General features: G+C 61.7%; 12 protein-coding genes. 4 read left to right on the plus strand and 8 right to left on the minus strand.

The genetic code is table 11. From position 1 onward, the window contains the following. Positions 1 to 191: 191 nt before the first annotated feature. Together metR and J1G18_RS15605 are read right to left on the minus strand one after the other, a co-directional pair. Positions 192 to 1109 carry a transcriptional regulator MetR gene (metR, locus tag J1G18_RS15600; RefSeq protein WP_007968856.1) on the minus strand — a complete coding sequence of 306 codons (918 nt, stop codon included), beginning with the start codon at positions 1107 to 1109 and terminating at the stop codon, positions 192 to 194. A 120-nt stretch (positions 1110 to 1229) separates the two neighbouring features. After that, on the minus strand, positions 1230 to 6395 hold the full coding sequence (locus tag J1G18_RS15605) for a dermonecrotic toxin domain-containing protein (RefSeq protein ID WP_223008031.1): 5166 nt from the start codon (positions 6393 to 6395) through the stop codon (positions 1230 to 1232). A 258-nt stretch (positions 6396 to 6653) separates the two neighbouring features. On the opposite strand from J1G18_RS15605, the gene J1G18_RS15610 reads away from it, so the two are divergent. Beyond that, entirely contained in the window at positions 6654 to 7688 is a 1035-nt protein-coding gene (locus tag J1G18_RS15610) for an alpha/beta fold hydrolase (protein ID WP_223008032.1), read from the plus strand. 178 nt (positions 7689 to 7866) lie between these two features. After that, positions 7867 to 8532 (plus strand): DsbA family oxidoreductase, encoded by a 666-nt coding sequence (locus J1G18_RS15615; protein ID WP_223008033.1) that lies wholly within the window; start codon positions 7867 to 7869, stop codon positions 8530 to 8532. A 10-nt stretch (positions 8533 to 8542) separates the two neighbouring features. On the opposite strand, the gene J1G18_RS15620 is transcribed toward J1G18_RS15615, so the two are convergent. From J1G18_RS15620 to J1G18_RS15645, 6 genes are read right to left on the minus strand one after another with little or no spacing between them, the layout of a single operon-like run. Beyond that, entirely contained in the window at positions 8543 to 9934 is a 1392-nt protein-coding gene (locus J1G18_RS15620; RefSeq protein ID WP_223008034.1) for a sigma-54-dependent transcriptional regulator, read from the minus strand. Continuing rightward, complete coding sequence (locus J1G18_RS15625) at positions 9924 to 11696, minus strand: sensor histidine kinase (protein WP_139054267.1); 1773 nt, start codon at positions 11694 to 11696, stop codon at positions 9924 to 9926. The genes J1G18_RS15620 and J1G18_RS15625 overlap by 11 nt, the downstream gene beginning before the upstream one ends. Beyond that, positions 11693 to 12820, minus strand: coding sequence for a GNAT family N-acetyltransferase (locus J1G18_RS15630; protein WP_134787241.1), 1128 nt, complete (start codon positions 12818 to 12820; stop codon positions 11693 to 11695). The genes J1G18_RS15625 and J1G18_RS15630 overlap by 4 nt, the downstream gene beginning before the upstream one ends. A 37-nt stretch (positions 12821 to 12857) precedes the next feature. Then, positions 12858 to 13736, minus strand: a complete 879-nt coding sequence (locus J1G18_RS15635) for an alpha/beta hydrolase (RefSeq protein ID WP_134787240.1) — start codon at positions 13734 to 13736, stop codon at positions 12858 to 12860. After that, positions 13733 to 15127: an aspartate aminotransferase family protein gene (locus tag J1G18_RS15640; protein WP_098965393.1), complete on the minus strand. Its 1395-nt coding sequence runs from the start codon at positions 15125 to 15127 to the stop codon at positions 13733 to 13735. Before J1G18_RS15640 ends, J1G18_RS15635 begins: the two co-directional genes overlap by 4 nt. Next, positions 15120 to 15830 (minus strand): HAD-IB family phosphatase, encoded by a 711-nt coding sequence (locus J1G18_RS15645; protein WP_098965392.1) that lies wholly within the window; start codon positions 15828 to 15830, stop codon positions 15120 to 15122. The genes J1G18_RS15640 and J1G18_RS15645 overlap by 8 nt, the downstream gene beginning before the upstream one ends. Before the next feature lie 230 nt (positions 15831 to 16060). Between J1G18_RS15645 and J1G18_RS15650 the strand changes: the two genes are divergently transcribed. Beyond that, entirely contained in the window at positions 16061 to 16822 is a 762-nt protein-coding gene (locus tag J1G18_RS15650; RefSeq protein WP_134787239.1) for a MipA/OmpV family protein, read from the plus strand. Positions 16823 to 16894: 72 nt separating this feature from the next. Then, a complete protein-coding gene (locus J1G18_RS15655) occupies positions 16895 to 17767 on the plus strand; it encodes a fatty acid desaturase family protein (protein ID WP_223008035.1) in 873 nt (290 codons plus the stop codon).

The raw sequence follows: 17767 nt of genomic DNA on the forward strand, positions 1-17767 counted from the left end.
TGGCGAGGGGATTTATCCCCGATGGGCGGCGAAGCAGCCCCAAATCCTACAAACGCGGGCTATCTGAAACACCGAGTGCACAGGTCTCAGGGCTGCTGCGCAGCCCATCGGGGATAAATCCCCTCACCACAATGAATCTTTTTGTCTCGCAAATGTTCTCGGTTTACCGTCAGTCATGAGGCACCTTGGTGTCAGCGAACCGCGCTGACCCCATCCAGCGTCGAGAATGATGTGTCCTTGGCGGTCAGCAGGAAATCGCGCATGTACGGCGCATCGAGCATGTCCGCACGAATCGCCGCGTACAGCGTGGCAAACAGACCTTTCTCACCCAGGCGCTTGGCCTTTACGTAGCCGCGTGAGCTGTATTCGTGCAGCGCCCAGTGCGGCATGCCGCAGACGCCACGGCCGCTGGCGACCAGTTGCATCATCATCACCGACAGCTCCGAGGTGCGCACTTGCGCCGGTTCGATGTCGGCCGGTTCGAGGAAGCGGGTGAAGATGTCCAGCCGATCGCGCTCCACCGGATAGGTGATCAGCGTTTCAGTCAGCAGGTCTTCGGGAACGATGTACGGTTTGCTCGCCAGCGGGTGCTGGTTGGCTACCGCGAGCATCGCTTCGTAAGTGAACAGCGGCACGTAAGTGATGCCGGCGATGTCCAGCGGATCGGAGGTCACCACCAGATCCAGATCGCCGCGGGCCAGCGCCGGCAGCGGGGCGAAGGCGAAGCCCGAGGCGAGGTCGAGTTCGACTTCCGGCCAGGCGTCGCGGAACTGGTCGATGGTCGGCATCAGCCACTGGAAACAGCTGTGGCATTCGATCGCCATGTGCAAACGCCCGGCGGTACCCCCGGCCAGACGACTGATGTCGCGTTCGGCAGCGCGCAGCAGCGGCAGAGTCGCGTCAGCCAGTTGCAGCAGGCGCAGGCCGGCGCTGGTGAAACGCACCGGTTTGGTCTTGCGCACGAACAACGGCATGCCCAGGCGTTCCTCCAGTTCCTTGAACTGGTGCGACAGCGCCGATTGGGTCAGGTGCAGGCGGTCGGCGGCATCGACCAGGCTGTCAGCCTCGCGCAGGGCATGCAGGGTTTTCAGATGACGGATTTCAAGCACTGCTGGCCCCATGAAGAAAATTTGTGATTATGGCGAAAGCGGTGAGTTTGTCTCATGTTGACGGCGCTGTCGACCGCTCAAACAGCAGCGGGGCACAGTCCGTGCCCCACTGGTTTTGCTCTAGAGATCAGCGAAATGCCGGATTCCCAGCGGTTTGCCGATATCGCCACGCCAGATTGTCTCGACCTGCGCACCGCCGGCGGCCTGGGCCTGCTGCCATTGCATGCCGAGATTGCGTTGTTCCGGCAATTTCAGGTGGGCTTTGACGAAGTCGGCGAACGGCACCTTGTCCGAGGTGTAGTGAAAGTGGGCGAACCACAGCGTGCTCGGTGGGGTGCTGGTGAGGTCGCGCACTTGGTATTCCTGAAGGAAATCCTTGCGTCCGTCAGCGCGTTTGCCCAGTGCCCGCAATGAACCTTCGCGGCGGATATCCACCACTTGCTGTTGCAGCAAATAGTCCAGATAGCCTTCGGTGGGTGTCTTGCTGCGCAGTGACTGATCAATGCGCAGGGTACGACCGGTACGTCGCAGCTCACCGGCCTTGGCGCGCAATTGCACCACCAGTGGTTCGGTCGGCGATAACCGTTCGATGGCTTGGGCGCGGATGCTCAGCTCGGTCGCTTCGCTGCTGAACATGTGTTCCAGATCCACCGGCAACATGTCCTGACGGGTGTAGCCCTGCACCTTGGCGCTGTAGGCCGCAACCGCCTCCAGACGTTTTCGCGCTTCCGCGAGCAATGGTTGAACATCGGTCGGCAGCGGTGTTGCGGCAGGTGCGGGGCGGGCTTGCAGATGATATTTGCCGCTGGAGCGCGGCAGCCAGGTTTCGCGGAAACCGTCGATGCCTTCGACGGTAAAGCGTTTTTCCCGGGTGCCGGGGTCAATGCTTTCGGTACCGATCAGCAACTGGTTGTCCTCGGTTTCGAACAGTTGCCTGCCGCCCGGCTCTCGCGGTTTGATCGGCGGGCGCTGTTTGATCGAGTGCCGCGCGTGTGCTTCGACCTTGGTCAGGCCATCGAGGAATGGCCCGACCTGTTCCAGATCCAGATGCTGCGCATAACCCAGCGTCCAGGCGTTGAGCTGACGACGGAAACCGGCATAGATCTGCAGGCAATCCTCGATCACCTGTTTGCGCTCGACCAGGCTGGCGCTGACTTCTGGCAGGTGGTGCTGGGTCAGCAGTGCGCGCCCGACCTTGACCCGTGCGTCTTTGAGCTGGGTATGAAAATACACCCAGGACAGGTCGGTGATTGCGTCGTAGCGGGTAATGATTTCCAGCAGATGCGCAGTCCTCAGGTAGTGGTGCGTGTTGTCGCCAAGGTTGCGGTTGAGCGCGGTCATGTCTTTCGCCATCCGGACTTTCTGCGCTTGTTTGCTGATGCGGTTGTTCCACAGGTTGGCCTGCTCGGTGATCGCGTGCAGTTGATCGAACTCCTTGAGGAAATCCTTGCGTACCTGCTTGCGCCGGGCCATGAGTTTTATATGGGTCGCTGTATTGTCGAAGGGGGTGGCATCGGACTCGGCGACCAGCGCGTCGATCCGGTTCAGGTGTTCCAGCAAGCGGTCGCGGGCGACGGTGACGCGCTGTACGGCGCGGTCGACCACGATCCAGGCACAGCGGCTGCGGATGTCTTCGATCTGCAGACGCTTGCGGCCATGGCTCAGGGGCAACAGTTCGGCAAGGTTGTCGTATTGGGCGATCGCGAGGTCGATGTCATTCAGGCATGCTGCGTCGACTGCTGTGTGTAGTGGCTTGCGCTGGGCAACGTCGAGTTTCTGATAGTTCTCCAGCAACTGGTTGGTAGCGCGTGTCTGGGTTTCAAGGCGCCGGGTATAGGCGTCGGCGGTGTTGGTCAGGGTCAATTGCCGGCGCAGTTGCCGATCGGTCCACCAGCGCGGCAACCACTGGCGAATTGGCGCGGGCCAGAGCGGGTCCATGCCGTCGGCCAGATGTCCGAGCACGGCGCCACCGCCTGCACCGCCACCGTCCATAACGGTGCCGTACACCGCGTAGTGGGTGTTCCACTGGCCGCTTTCGTCGAGGGCGATCGGTTGTTTGTAGCTGCGCATCCATGTGCCGTAAAGCCTCCAACCACGTGGCGCATCGCTGAGCTGAACCCGATAGATGCGGCCCTGACGAACGATGAAGTCACCATCGGCGTGGCGGTAGACGTTGCGATAGACACCGTGGGTGGCCGGTTGCAGGCCGGCGAGGGAGATGTCGAATTCGTACTCGTAACCCTTGAAACGCTCGAGCGACTGCCTGGCCCATTGCCAGGATGTCGGCATCGCGGCGGATCTGCCCAATGCCGCGCGTTGCCGCTGGCGGCTGGCCAGACGTGCGGCTGCGGGGGCCGAGACGGTTCCGGGGAGCACATCCATTGCCGCGTCGATCAGCGACAGCAGCACCGCCTCCACCTCCGCCAGACCATGTCCGAGCTCGCCGCGCAAGAACGCCGCGACCGCCAGGTTGGCACTGTTCCAGGCGTCATACAGGGCCACGGCCGCGCCCACGAACGGCAACATGCCGATAGCCATTTTCAGATAGTTGAACAACGCCCCGGACTTCAGTGCACAGCGTTCGAGATACAACGCATCGTTGGAACGTGAACTGCTGCGATGGGCCTCCAGCAACCGGCCCATGTGCACGTTCAGTAAATGAATGGCCAGTGATGTGGTCGCCGGCCAGGCCATCCCGACGCCGATCAGCGCATCGAAATTGCGCAGCTGTGCCTGGTTGATCCGGCTGACATGGCTGGCAAACTCGCCGCTTACCGCGCGTCCCGCCAAGTAGCTGACCATTTTGCTGTCCACACAACGCTTGAACAGATCCACCCGCGCCTGCTCCAGCGTTTCGTATTGACGGAGGAAGATCGCGTCGGGGCTGTCGGGCAAGTAGAGCAGGGTCAGGCCACTGGTTTGCTCGACAATGAACGTGACACCCGCGAGCGTGCTCGGCCCCTGATGCGCGGTGTCCTCTCCACCGACCGTCAGGTGCACCGGCAGCAGCGCGATGCGTTGTCCATTAACGGCATACGCCTGAGGTGTAGTCGCATCGATGGCGACCTTCAGCACGGCATGGCCGGCACTGTCGATGTGCCGTTGCAGCAGGGCGAATTCACCTTGCAACCGGAGCATCAGCCGCCACGGTTCGCTCAGGCATTCACGGCGCCAAGCCTGCTGAAACGCCGGTTCTCCCGGCGCGCCGAAAAATGCCTGGCGAATCAGTTCTTCGTAACGTCCGGGCAGATCCAGCTCTGTTACCAGATTGCGCAAATAGGCCGGGGTGATCCCGGCTTCGAGGCGCTGTCGATCAGTGGGGCTCTCGGCGCTGATCCTGGCCCGCATGAAGGACAGGCGCCACTGCACGTCCTGATCGATGTTTTCCTGTGCCAGTTGTTCAAGGGTGAGGTCGCCGCGCTTGTCGCTCGCGGTCAGGACAATGCGTTGCGGTGTGCCAGGCGCGGCGCCTTCCATCACGGTTTTTTGCCAGAAGGTCGAGTCGGGCAGGTCGAGGCTCACGCTCACGCTTTGTTTGAGCGCGAAGTCTGCGCGCAAGCGGGCGTCGATGCGTTGTTCGGCGAAGGCCTGACGCGGCGGTAATTCCCGTTCGAGCAACGCATGAGCGCGTTGCATGGCGCCGAGGTACTGGCTGATCAGCGTTTTGATCCGTGCTCGTGGCGCGTCGTCCAGCTTTTCAAACCATGCAGGCAGGTGGCCGGCCAGCGCCGCGCTGCGGTCTTGCGCCTGACGTTCGGTAAATGCCCGTTCACGGGCTTGCGCGACCGCTACGGTCAGGCGTGGCAGATATTGTTCGCGCAGCTTTTCCATCTCGGCCCGGCGCTCGTCGGCACGGCCGGGCAGCGGGTTGTCACGCAGGATCTGCGCGGCCTGCTGTTCGCATTGATAGAGCTGTCGATCAAGGGACCAGGCCAGAGGGTCCCCCGTGAGCGGCGTCAGGTGCAGGGTCAGCCCGCCGTCGTTCGGCGAATGTTTGAACAGGTCCTGTGCCAGCGCTGTACGTGAAGTAAAACGTTGCAGCCCGCCGAACTCGCCCGGCCAGTAAAGCAGCAGGCTGTCGCTCGAGTCAGGCTCCAGTGCGGCGGTCGTCGCTATGATCAGTACGCCATGCAGCTCCTCGACGGCGGTCATGTTCTGATCTGCCGCCGCCATCGATAGGCGGGCGATAACCCCGTCCGCTGTCGGCAGATGGCGCCCCGATGCGTCCAGCATCGCGATGATTCGCCGATGCTCCTCGACGGTCAGATGATCCAGCGCCCTTTGCAGTTCGACCTCGGCGCGCAGCCCTGCGATACGGGCCTGAAGCAGGGCGTGGTGATGGACATTCGTGGCATGACGCAGCTCGAGCATTTTCAGCGGATCGCGACTCTCAAGCAGTGCTGAAGCGGCAGCGTGGCTGGCTTGCCGGGCTTCACTCAGTGCGTCGAAATGCTGCGCCAGTTGTTGGCGTTGCGGGTTGTTCAGCTCTGCTGCAGCGGCTTCGCCGAGCAAGCGCTCGAGGGCCCGCTGCTCAACATCAAGCGCCCGACTGCGCTGGTTGAAGGGAATGTCCGGACTCAGCAGACCGAACAGCGCGACGTCATCGGAGGCAGGCAACGCGTCGATCGCAAGTTCGGACGGTGCGCCGATCAGCTCGTGGAAGTCACTCGTCGACGCTGAACCCGTGAACAGCATTTGCAGGTTGAGGCGCAGCGGATCCTGACCGAGCACCGGCTCGACCAGTGTCACCGCCTCCAGCCGTGAGTATTGCCCGCTCTGCCGGCAATGACTGATCAGCCAGTCCTGCAGATCGGCGTGTTGCCGGAACAGCTGCAGTGCCGGGTCGTGCGAGGGCAGATACAGTAAATGTCGCGTCGGGTCGAGACGAATCAGCAGCGCACCGGGCAACGTGACCTGGCTGTCATCGCGGCGTGCGAGTCGTGGCTGGCGGATGGCAACGTCGCTGTGTGTGGTCTGCGGGTCAACGCTTGTCAGCAGCCTCTGCAGGGGCGCGGTCTGCAGCGTCCCTTGTGCATGGGCATTCAGGCAGCTCGCCTCGAAGTGCTGGCGATAGATAAGCAGCGCCTGATCCCGACGCGAAAACGGCGTGCCGGTTGCGCGCTGATCCCAATCGTCGCGCGCGGCTTGCGCCATCAATGCCCGCCACTGCCGATGACAATCGCGCAAACACGCGCTGGACTGCTGGTGGAGGTTCTGATCGAGATTTTTCGGCAACGAATGGGGCAGGCCGAAATCGACCGTGGCGGGGGTGGGGAGGTCGAACATGATGAAAGAATTCCAATGGCTTGAAAGACCGGGCTGAGCCGGATTTCAAGCCATTAGAGGTCAGACGTCGGAGGCAGGTGTGGTACTGGGGTATCGCTTTGCGCTGGTCTGTTTTGCAGAGTGTGTCCGCCTGCTCAACGGCCTGCACAAATGACCGCTCGGCAATCTTCATCAAACTGTCACGCAACTGTGGCAGCGCGCTTGAACAAACTTCATCAGACTCGCGCTCTACAGGGGTTCTGCGTTTCGGTGTTTTTCATGAGCAAGGGATTTTTTTCGCTCGCGGCCGTTTTGGTCGCGTTTTTATTCGGTACGTCAGCCTTCGCGGCGGCGCGTTGCGATTTGAATGTGCCGACCGCGCATGTCGATCTGCAACAAGTGAGCATTGCCTACCAGAGCATCGGCCGTGCCTCGGATCCGGCGCTGTTGCTGGTCATGGGCCTGGGTGGTCAGTTGATCCACTGGCCGGACGAAGTGGTGGTTGCGCTGTGTCAGCAGGGTTTTCGGGTGATCCGCTATGACAACCGCGATGTCGGCCTGTCGACCTGGCGGCAGGCCCCGGTCGAGGCCAACCTGACCTTTGAAGTGCTGCGCTACAAGCTCGGCTTGCCGGTGTCGGCGCCCTATTCGCTGACGGACATGGCCGACGATGCGCTGGGCTTGATGGACGCGCTGCACATCGACCAGTTTCACGTATTGGGCGCGAGCATGGGCGGGATGATCGCCCAGCATCTGGCGGCGATGGCACCGCAGCGGGTAGAGAGTCTGACGCTGATCATGACCAGTTCCGGCGCCGAAGGTTTGCCGGCGCCCAGTGCGGCGCTGGTGCAACTGCTGGCGCGGCGTGGCGCACCGAATCGCGAAGTGGCGCTGGAGCAGCAGGCCGATCTGCTGGCGGCGCTCGGCAGCCCGTCAGTCACTGATGATCGGCAGGCGTTGCTGCATCAGGCGGCGATTGCTTACGACCGGGCGTTCAACCCTGAAGGTGTGAAGCGCCAGATCATGGCGATCCTTGCCGAGCCGAGCCGGGTGGCCTTGCTCAATCAACTGCGGTTGCCGACGCTGGTGGTGCACGGCACGGCCGATCCGCTGTTGCCGGTGATGCACGGGGTGCATCTGGCGGCGCACATTCGCGGTAGTCAGTTGAAGCTGATTCCTGGGCTGGCTCATCGTTTTCAGGAGGCGTTCAAGGCGCCATTGCTGGCGGCGGTTTTGCCGTATTTGCAAGAGCACCGTGAAGACACCTCGCACTGGGCGCAGATTGAGCCGGTGGCAAGCGGCAACCTGCTGTAGCTGAGGTTTTGGCGGTGTTGACTCGGGCCTCTTCGCGAGCAAGCCCGCTCCCACAAGGGGAACCGTATTCCGAATGTGGGAGCGGGCTTGCTCGCGAAGGGGCCATCACTGTCATCGCAAGAGCAGGCAGGTGTATCGTGCAAACTTTCCCGCACGATTTCCGCCCGCGAGGTGTGTGATGAGTTCCGCTTTGAAAATCGATTTTGTCAGCGACGTTTCCTGCCCGTGGTGTGTCGTCGGCCTGAATGGCCTGCTGCAGGCGCTGGAGATTCTGCGCGATGAAGTGCAGGCCGAGATTCATTTCCAGCCGTTCGAACTGAACCCGAAGATGGGCCCGGACGGGCAGAACATCACCGAACACATCAGCGAAAAATACGGCTCGACTCCGGAGCAGTCACAGAAGAACCGCGAGGCGATTCGTGCCCGTGGCGCCGAGGTCGGATTTGCCTTTCGCACCGATGGCAACAGCCGCATCTACAACACCTTTGATGCTCATCGTCTGTTGCATTGGGCCGGGCTTGAGGGGGGGCAGTTGCCGTTGAAGCAGGCGCTGTTCAAAGCCTATTTCACCGATGGCGGTAATCCGTCGGATCACGCGCAACTGGCGCAGATTGCTGAAAGCGTGGGCCTGGATCGGCAGCGTGCGCAAGCGATTCTGGCCTCCGACGAGTTTGCCGATGAGGTGCGTGCAGAAGAGCAACTGTGGCTGCAACGCGGCGTGAGTTCGGTGCCGACCGTGGTGTTCAACGGTCAGTACGCGGTCACGGGCGGGCAACCGGTGGACACCTTTGTCGGGGCGATTCGGCAGATCATCAGTGAAGCCCGCGGCGGCACCGTCAACTGACCTTGCGGGGTCAGCGCACGATCTTGTCGACGTGAATCCCGAGCTTCTTCAGGCGATACCAGAAGCTGCGCTCGGAGATCCCGATCAACTGCGCGGCGGCAGCCTGCACGCCATTGCTCTGTTGCAGGGCCGCCAGAATGTAGGCCTTCTCGACTTCGGCCAGCGCCGCATCCAGATCCGCCGGGACACCGTTGATTTCGCTCAGCGGGCCGCTGCTGTCCGAGGCCTGTGCGGCGAACAGGTAAGCCGGCAGATCGTGCTCCTCGATGATGTTGGCGGAGGCGACGATGGTCGCGCGCTCCACGCAGTTCTGCAGTTCGCGGATGTTGCCCGGCCATGAATAGCGGGTCATGGCCTGCAAGGCCTGCGCGCTGAAGCCGCTGATGCGTTTGCCGGCAGCGGCGCCCAGCGTGTGGGCGAAGTGGCGGGCCAGCGGCGCGATGTCCTCGACCCGTTCGCGCAATGCCGGCAGCGGAATGGGAAAGACATTGAGGCGGTAGTAGAGATCCTCGCGAAACTCCTTATTCGCCACCGCTTGCAGCAGGTCTTTGTTGGTGGCGGCGATCACCCGCACATCGACCTTGCGCTCCTTGGTATCGCCCACCGGCTCGATCACCCGCTCCTGCAGGGCACGGAGGATCTTGGCCTGCAATGCCAGCGGCATTTCGCCGATTTCATCGAGAAACAACGTGCCCTTGTCGGCCTGCTGAAAGCGTCCGATGCGATCGGCCACGGCGCCGGTGAACGCGCCTTTGCGGTGACCGAACATTTCGCTTTCCAGCAGCCCTTCAGGGATGGCCGCGCAGTTCACCGCCACGAACGGTTTGTCGGCGCGGTTGCCATGCTTGTGGATGGCCCGGGCGACCATTTCCTTGCCGGTGCCGCTTTCGCCGCTGAGCAGCACGGTGGCGGCGCTTTCGCGTACCGAGTCCACCGCTTGCAGCACGCTGCGAAAACTCGGGCTGTCACCGATCAGGCTGTCGATCTGCTGATGCTCGTCGAGCTCGGCGCGCATGCGCTGGTTGTCTTTGAGGATGTCGCGAAACTGCAGGGCCTTGCTGACGGTGATGTCCAGCTCGTCGATGTCGAACGGCTTGGCGATGTAGTCGAACGCGCCGTTGCGCATCGATTCCACGGCGTTTTTCACCGTGCTGTAGGCGGTCATGACGATCACTGGCAACTGCGGATAGCGGGTCTTCACCTCAGCCAGCAACTGCGGGCCGTCCATGCCGGGCATGCGCCAGTCGCTGATCAGCAGATCGATGTCTTCGATTTCCAGCACTTTGAGTGCGTGCAGACCATTGCCGGCGGTGAACACGCTGATGCCGTTCTGCCCGAGGGCCGAGGCCAGCAGGTCGCAGAGTTTCGGTTCGTCGTCCACTACCAGAATGTTATGCGTCATCGTCGCTCTCGTCGAAGTCTTCGCCATTGGCCGGAATGTACAGGCTGAAGGTGGCGCCGGCATCTTTTTCGCTGACGCATTCTACGCGCCCGTTATGACTTTCCATGACCGAAAACACCTTGGCCAGGCCCAGCCCGGTGCCCGAGGCCTTGGTGGTGACGAACGGGGTGAAGATGCGTTCGAGCATGTCGGCTTCGATCCCCTGACCAGTGTCCGCGACGCCGATGATGGTGAATTTTCCAGCGTTGGCGATGCTCAGGGTCAGGCGACCGCCGTCGGGCATTGCGTCGATGGCGTTGACGATCAGGTTCAGGCCCACCTGTTTGAGTTGCTTGGCATCGGCGTAGATCGTCGCCCCCGGCGCGTGATCGGCGATGTGCAGATCGATGTTGTGGCTGGCCAGTTCCGGCTCGCAGAATCCGGCCAGTTCGTCGACCAGGGTGCGTGCTGATTGCGTAGCGCGGATCGGCGCGCTGGGTTTGGCGAAGTCGAGAAATTCGGTGATCAGGTCGTTGATCCGGCTGACTTCCTTGACCACGTATTCCAGGTGACGCTTGTCGGTTTCCGGCAGATCGGCACGGCGATGCAGCAGTTGCGTGGCGGTTTTGATGATGCCCAGCGGATTGCGGATTTCATGGGCCAGACCCATGGCGACTTCGCCCAGCGCGTGCAGGCGATCACGGCGGCGCAGTTGCGACTCCAGATGCTGCAACTCTTCCAGACGTTCGCTCATGTGGTTGAACGTGCTGCTCAGTTCTGCCAGTTCGTCGCCGCCATTCACGCTCAGGCGCTGATGATAATCGCCGGCGATCACCGCCTGTACGCCACGGGCCAGACCGCGCAATGGTTTGGTCAGGCGTTGCGAGACCAGCCAGCCAACCGCCAGCGACGCTGCCGAGCTGAGCAGGAAAATCAGAATGAACAGGTTGCTCTGATTGACCAGGCCGACCAGGCTGGTGTGGCGCAGCAGACCGCTGAAGATGACGCCTTGCAGTTGGCCGTTTTCATTGAAGATCGGCCGGTAGATGCCGCTGTAGTTATTGGTGAATTGTTCGTAGGGGCCTTTGGTCTCGCGCAGGATCTGCTCGATTTTTTTCGGCACTTGCGAGGGGTGATCCTGGAAGCGCTGGGTCGAGAAGATCTCGGAAAAGTCCTCGCCCTTGGCCAGGTACAGGCGCAGGTCCAGCGAGTGCACATCGGCGACGCTGGTCAGGAAGCTGTTGTCCAGATAAGTGCCGACGATCATCTTGTAGTCCACGCCCCCCTGATCGGTCTCGAAGGTCGAAATCACCGTGCCGGTGGGTACGCCGCCGACTTGCAGGGTCTGCAGCACAGCCTTCGGCGCAGTGCTGATCTGGCTGACGATATCGTCGGCGGCGGTACTGAACACCACTCTGTTATCGCTGTTGCGGATCAGCGTCACCACATCGATGCCCATGGAGTCGGCGATATCGGCGGTCAGCTTGTCGTGCCTGGCGGACTGGCGGTCGGTGGGCGGGCGGGCGTGGCGCATGAACAGCTTCGCGGCCCGGGCGTTTTCGCGGAGGATTTCACTGATTTCATCCTCGACGATCTTCGAGGATTCCTGCAGCCAGATGCGCACGTTGCTGTCGAAGATCTGCGACAGCGTAGTGGCCGCCAGTTCCGCAGCGATCATGGTCGGAATCACGCTGACCAGCCAGAAGGCCAGCACCAGTTTGCGTTGCAGGCTCCAGCCGGAGAGGGCGAAAGGTCGGGGCGTGGCGCGTCGGTCATTGATCATTGGATTTCGCTTATTGCAGCGGCCAGGGCCGGATCGCTGCGATCCGGGCGGACGAATATTTTCACCAGACGCAACAGTTGGTCGAGCAGTGGATTGCGATGGCGGAAGAACACGGTGTTACCGACAAACGAGCAACCCAGACGCAGCTTACTGGCATAGCCGGCCTGCCCGCACACATAGATCGCCAGTTTGTGTTCAATACAGTAGTCGACATTTTCCAGCCAGCTACGGGTGTAAAGGTTGTACTGGCGGGTGCGGGCCAGATCATGGGCGAAAAACTTGTCGACCATCCGTTGCCCGTCGAGCAACAGCAGGTTGAACGCCACCAGTTCATCCTCGACCCAATAGAGCACACAGGCTGCGCGGTCATCGAGGTGATTGAGCACTTCGCGAAAATACGCCGCAGGCAGGCATTCGAAGGCCAGATCACTGCGGGCCAGAGTGGCTTCGTAGAGTTCCATCATGCGCGGCAGCAGGTCGTGCACCGAGCGCCGCCATTCCGTGCGCGGGCCCTGATTGCGCAGGGTGCGACGCAGGTCCTTGCGCGTGGATTTGCCGAGGCTGCCCAGATACGCGTCCACCGAGGCGAAGTTGATCGGCAATTCGGCGCCGGGTAGACCGGGCATGCTTTGCAGGCCGGCCTGACGGCAGACGTCGAGCCATTGTCGATCGCGATGCGAGGCGTCCTTGACCGCGAGCAGGCCGATCCCGGCCTGCTCGGCATCTTGCCGGGCCAGCTCGAGCAATTGCCTGAGCAGTGCCGGGCGCTGTGTCGAGGCAATGTGCGAAGCGCTGCCGACATGGCATTGCTCCGCCACCGGCGAGCCGAGGGCGTACAGGCGGATATCGAACAGTCCGGGCAGACGCCGGCGCAGCCATTGGCTGACCCGTTTGCCCGCACCTTGCAGGGTGGTGTCCAGCGAATAGGCGGTGGTGAACGCCACGGTGGCCGCGATCAGGCGGCCATCCTCGTGCAGCGTCAGATAGCGCCAGTGAAAGCCGTCGATGCCGGCCCGTTCCACGGCGCGGTAGTAATCCCAGTCCTCCAGCTCATCGACGAAGCAGTCATTCCAGGCGCAGCGGTCGATCGCTTCGATCGTTGAAAAGGCTTGAGCGGTGATCACGTCGGTTCCTTGTGTCGGCGAGTCGGACTGCAACTGCTCAAGCCAGTTGCCGGGTTTCCAGTGATGGCGTATCGGCTATGGCGACCGGTTGCGTGACGCCGCGCTCGATGAAATCGGCGCTCAACTCCACGACCCGGCGGTACTGCAAATCCACGGTGATCATGTGATAGCAGTCGTCGAGCAGCACCTTGGTCACCGGCCCGCCGAGTGTGCGTTCGACGTAATCGGCATTCCAGCGGCTGGTGATGTCGTCCTCGATGGAGTGCAGCACCAGCGCCGGCGTGGTGATCGACGGCATGCGTTTTTTCACCACGGCGTTAAGCCGGTGCAGTTCGCGCACGGTGACGCCTTCCATGGTCAGCAACCCGGCCTGGCTGCTCTGACCTTCTTTCATCTGGCGTTCGACGATGGCGCGCAGGCGCTCGTTCTTGATCCCGTAGGGCGGCTTTTCTTCGAAACTGCACAGGTGCACGCCGAACGGGATTTTCATCAGCAACGGGGTGAGGAACGCGAGTTTGTTGATGCTCCAGCCGTCGTAGCGCAGGGTGGTCGAATACAGCAGCAAACCTTCGATCTGTCCCGGGTGTTCGGCGGCCAGGTACATCGACAGCACGGCGCCCATGGACAGGCCGCCGACATACACTTTGCGGTGTTTGCGGCGTACGCCGACGAAGGTGTTGCGTGCGCTCTCGTACCAGTCGCGCCAGCCGGTGGCTTGCAGGTCGGCATTGCCGCCGCAGTGCCCGGCCAGGGTCGGCACATAGACCGTGTGTCCGGCTTTCGCCAGGCCCACGGCCACCCGACGCAGCTCCGTCGGGGTGCCGGTGAGGCCGTGGATCAACAGCACCGCGACCTCCCCGTCACCGAGAACGAAACCGGCGTTGCCTTCGCCCATGTCGATCTCAGCGTCGATCATCGTTTCATCGCCCGATGCAGGAGGCGGTCGAGCAGGGCCAGGCCCAGATCGATTTCCGGGTAGCTGATTTCCAGCGACGGTGCCAGGGTGATGACGTTCTTGTAGTAGCCGCCCACGTCTAGGATCAGGCCGAGACGACGACCGTCGATTTCGATGTCGCCCTTCATGCCTTCTTCAACCATGAAGTCGAGGGTGGCCTTGTCCGGGGTGAAACCGTCTGCGGTGCAGATCTCGCAGCGCAGCGCCAGACCGAGGCCATCGACATCGCCGATGATCGGGTAGCGTTTTTGCAGATCCTGCAGGCCTTCAAGGAAGTATTTGCCCTTGGCCATGACCATTGCGCCGTAATCGACTTCGCTGGTCATCTTGAACATTTCCAGACCCACCGCAGTGCCCAGCGGGTTGGAGGCGAACGTGGAGTGGGTCGAGCCTGGCGGAAAGACTTTCGGGTTGATCAGCTCTTCACGGGCCCAGATGCCGCCCAGCGGGTTGAGGCCGTTGGTCAGCGCCTTGCCGAAGACGATCACGTCGGGTTTGACGTCGAAGTGTTCAATCGACCACAGCTTGCCGGTGCGGTAGAAACCCATCTGGATTTCGTCGACCACCATCAGGATGCCGTGCTGATCCAGGACGTGCTTGAGTTCGCTGTAGAAGTTCATCGGCGGGATCACGTAACCGCCGGTGCCCTGGATCGGCTCAACGTAGAACGCGGCGTATTCGCTCTGCCCGACTTTCGGGTCCCAGACACCGTTGTATTCAGTCTCGAACAACCGCGCGAATTGCTGCACGCAGTGGCTGCCGTACTCTTCCTTGGTCATGCCTTTGGGGCCGCGGAAGTGATACGGGAACGGGATGAATTGCGCGCGCTCACCGAAGTGACCGTAGCGGCGGCGATAGCGGTAGCTGGAGGTGATCGACGAAGCACCAAGGGTGCGCCCGTGGTAGCCGCCCTCGAAGGCGAACATCAGGCTCTTGCCGTTGCTGGCGTTGCGCACGACTTTCAGCGAGTCCTCGATCGACTGCGAACCGCCGACGTTGAAGTGCACTCGGCCGTCGAGACCGAATTTTTTCTTGGCGTCGACCGCGATCATCTCCGACAGCTCGATCTTGCCCTTGTGCAGGTACTGGCTGGCGATTTGCGGCAGGGTGTCGATCTGTTGTTTCAGCGCATTGTTCAGACGCGGGTTGGCGTAACCGAAGTTGACCGCCGAGTACCACATTTGCAGGTCGAGGTAGGCCTGATCTTCGGTGTCCCAGACGTAGGAGCCTTCGCAGCGGCTGAAGATGCGCGGCGGTTCGATGTAGTGAACGGTGTCGCCGTAGGAGCAGTATCTGGCTTCTTTTTCCAGAAGGACCTGGTCTTCGGCTGTCGCGATGCGGATATCAGACATGGTGCAGGGTTTCCTGTGCTTCAGAAGTGGATTCGGTGCTGAACGTGACGGCGTTGGCGGCCGGGGCCAGCGGCAGGCGGGCCAGCAGTTGTGGCAGTTCGGCGAAGCTGTCGAAGCGCGCGTAGGCGATGCCGTTGCGCTCGCAGTGCTCGGCCAGGCGATCCTTGGCGAAGACGAAATCGGCGGTGGACGCCACGCACATGTCGGACTGCCCGTCACCGATCACCAGCACGCGTTTGCTGCCGGGGGTGGATTTGCATTTGCAGTTGCCGGAGGCCGCGCGGCAGGCGTCACTGGCGTAAGGAAAATCGATGCGCCATTTGTCGTGATCGATCTGGCGCAGGCGGTTGGCGAGGATCGGCAGCAGCGTCACGTAGTTGCGCGCCAGAATCCGCGCGATGCCTTGTTCGATGCCGTCGCTGACCACTTCCAGCGAAGCGCCGAGGCCGATCACGTGGTCGACGAAATCGGGGAAGTCCGGGTCGATGTCGATGCTGTCGAAGAATTCCAGCAGTTGTGCCGGCGTGGCCTTGATCAGCGCCAGTTGACGGCTGAGGCATTCACGGGAACCGATCTTGCCCTCCAGCCATTCATTTTCGATGGCTTCCCAGCTCGGGTCGGCGAAGCGTTCAAGGATGCTGTCGATTACGTCGGTACGGGTGATCGTCCCGTCGAAATCACACACGATATGCCAGTCAATCATCTGCAGTACCTGTTGGGTCGAGGCAGTTGTCAGGGTGCGCGGTCTGCGCCTGGCAAGGGTGGGAGCAGGGACTGTGCCAAATCTGCAAAACCCCGTAATGGCGGGGCCTATGCATGGTTTTCGTGAAGTGGAGCTACAATTTTTGTAGCTTGCTACAAACAACATGAGTGCTTGCGCCAAGGGCGGTATCCGGGGATTGATGCGCGCAAGTTCAGAAAAGGAATGACCTCATGCAGAGGAAGACACTGGCGTTATTGGCCGCACTGGCCTGCTTTTCCGGGCCCGCCCTGGCGGATGGCATTACAGGTGAAGCAGGAATCGGGGTGGGGTACCAACCGCATGATCCGAGCGGCAGCCGCTACGAAACCCGACCGATCCCGTATCTGGATCTGGACTGGGGCGATGTCAGCCTCGGTACCGACGATGGCCTGACCTGGAGCGCCTTGAAAAGCAACGGTTTCAGCGCCGGGCCGTACGTCAATTACCTCTCCGGGCGCACCGCCAACGGCGAGTTGCGCGGCCTGCGTGATGTGCCCGACATGGCCGAGGCTGGCGGCTTCGTGCAATACGCTCCGGCCGATTTCTGGCGCGTATTCGCCTTCGTTGGCCAGGCCGTCGGCGGTGGCAGCGGGCAGGGCGGCGTGTTTGGCAAAGTGGGCGGTGAAATTGGCTATCCACTGGGCGGCGGGGTGATCGGCAGCAGCAACCTGACCGCGCATTTTGCCGATGCGCAGGGCACCCAGACCTTCTTCGGTGTCAGTGATCGCGAGGCGCAGGCCTCGGGCATCCGCGCGTACAACGCCGGCGGCGGTTTGCAGAACGTGGCGCTGACCCAGAGCTTCGAGTTCCCTCTGGCGCCACACTGGTCGCTGGTCACCAGCGCGAGCTGGATTCACCTGACTCGCTCGGCGGCGGACAGCAGCATCGTCAAAGCGGTGGGCGATACCAATCAGGGCGAAGTGCAGGCGGCCATCGCCTACAAGTTCGACTGATTACGCGCGCGGGCAAATTGGTCTGCGGTTTGCAGACAGCCATGTCGAATCCATTCCTTCAGGATGTTCTTCATGGCTCGCCCTGCTTACCGTCTGCTGGCTCATTCATTGTGGGACCTGATCCCCGTCGCTTTGGGCCTGGCCCATTTCGCTTTCGTCCTGTGGCTGGTTACGGCCTTTCACGACCTGTCCTGGTGGGCTTATGTGCCGCTGGGGCTGGGCTACGCAATCAGCCTGTCGTGGAGCATCAACAGCATTTCCCACAACCAGATTCACAACGCCTACTTCACCCCGGCGTGGCTGAACCGGGCATTCGATCTGTTGTTGTCGGTGACCATCGGTTTTTCGCAAACCCTCTATCGCGATATCCACAACCGCCATCACCGCGGCAACTCGGATCTGCCGGGGCCGGACGGCAAGACCATTGATCCGCTGTCGATTTATCTGCACGGCAAGAACGGTCAGCCGGAGAATCCCTGGGCCTACACCTTCCTGAGTTTTTTCCGCGACGACCCCAAGCCGATCTACAACGAAATGCGCCGCAAACGCCCGAAGGATGCGCGCTGGGTTCAGGTCGAGATCTATGTGACGGTGGCGTTTTATCTGCTGCTGGCGGTGTATGACTGGCAGGCGGTGCTGGTGTTGTTGCCGTTCTGGTATCTGGGCCAGGCGCTGTCTTCGCTCAACGGTTACTACGAGCATTTTGGCGGCAACCCGGATTTACCGATTGCCTGGGGCGTGAGTGCCTACAGCCCGCTGTACAACCTGTTGTGGATGAACAACGGCTATCACGCCGAGCACCACTACCGGCCGAAAATGCACTGGACTCAGGTCAAGGCCTATCACCGGCAGATCGCCCGGCAACAGCAGGAAGCGGGGGTGAAGGATATTCCGCTGGCGCACGGTTTGGGCTTCCTGCTGAACCACCAAAAGCCTGACGCCTGA

It is taken from the genome of Pseudomonas sp. MIS38, from assembly GCF_019891575.1.
In the GTDB taxonomy this organism is placed as follows: domain Bacteria; phylum Pseudomonadota; class Gammaproteobacteria; order Pseudomonadales; family Pseudomonadaceae; genus Aquipseudomonas; species Aquipseudomonas putida_A.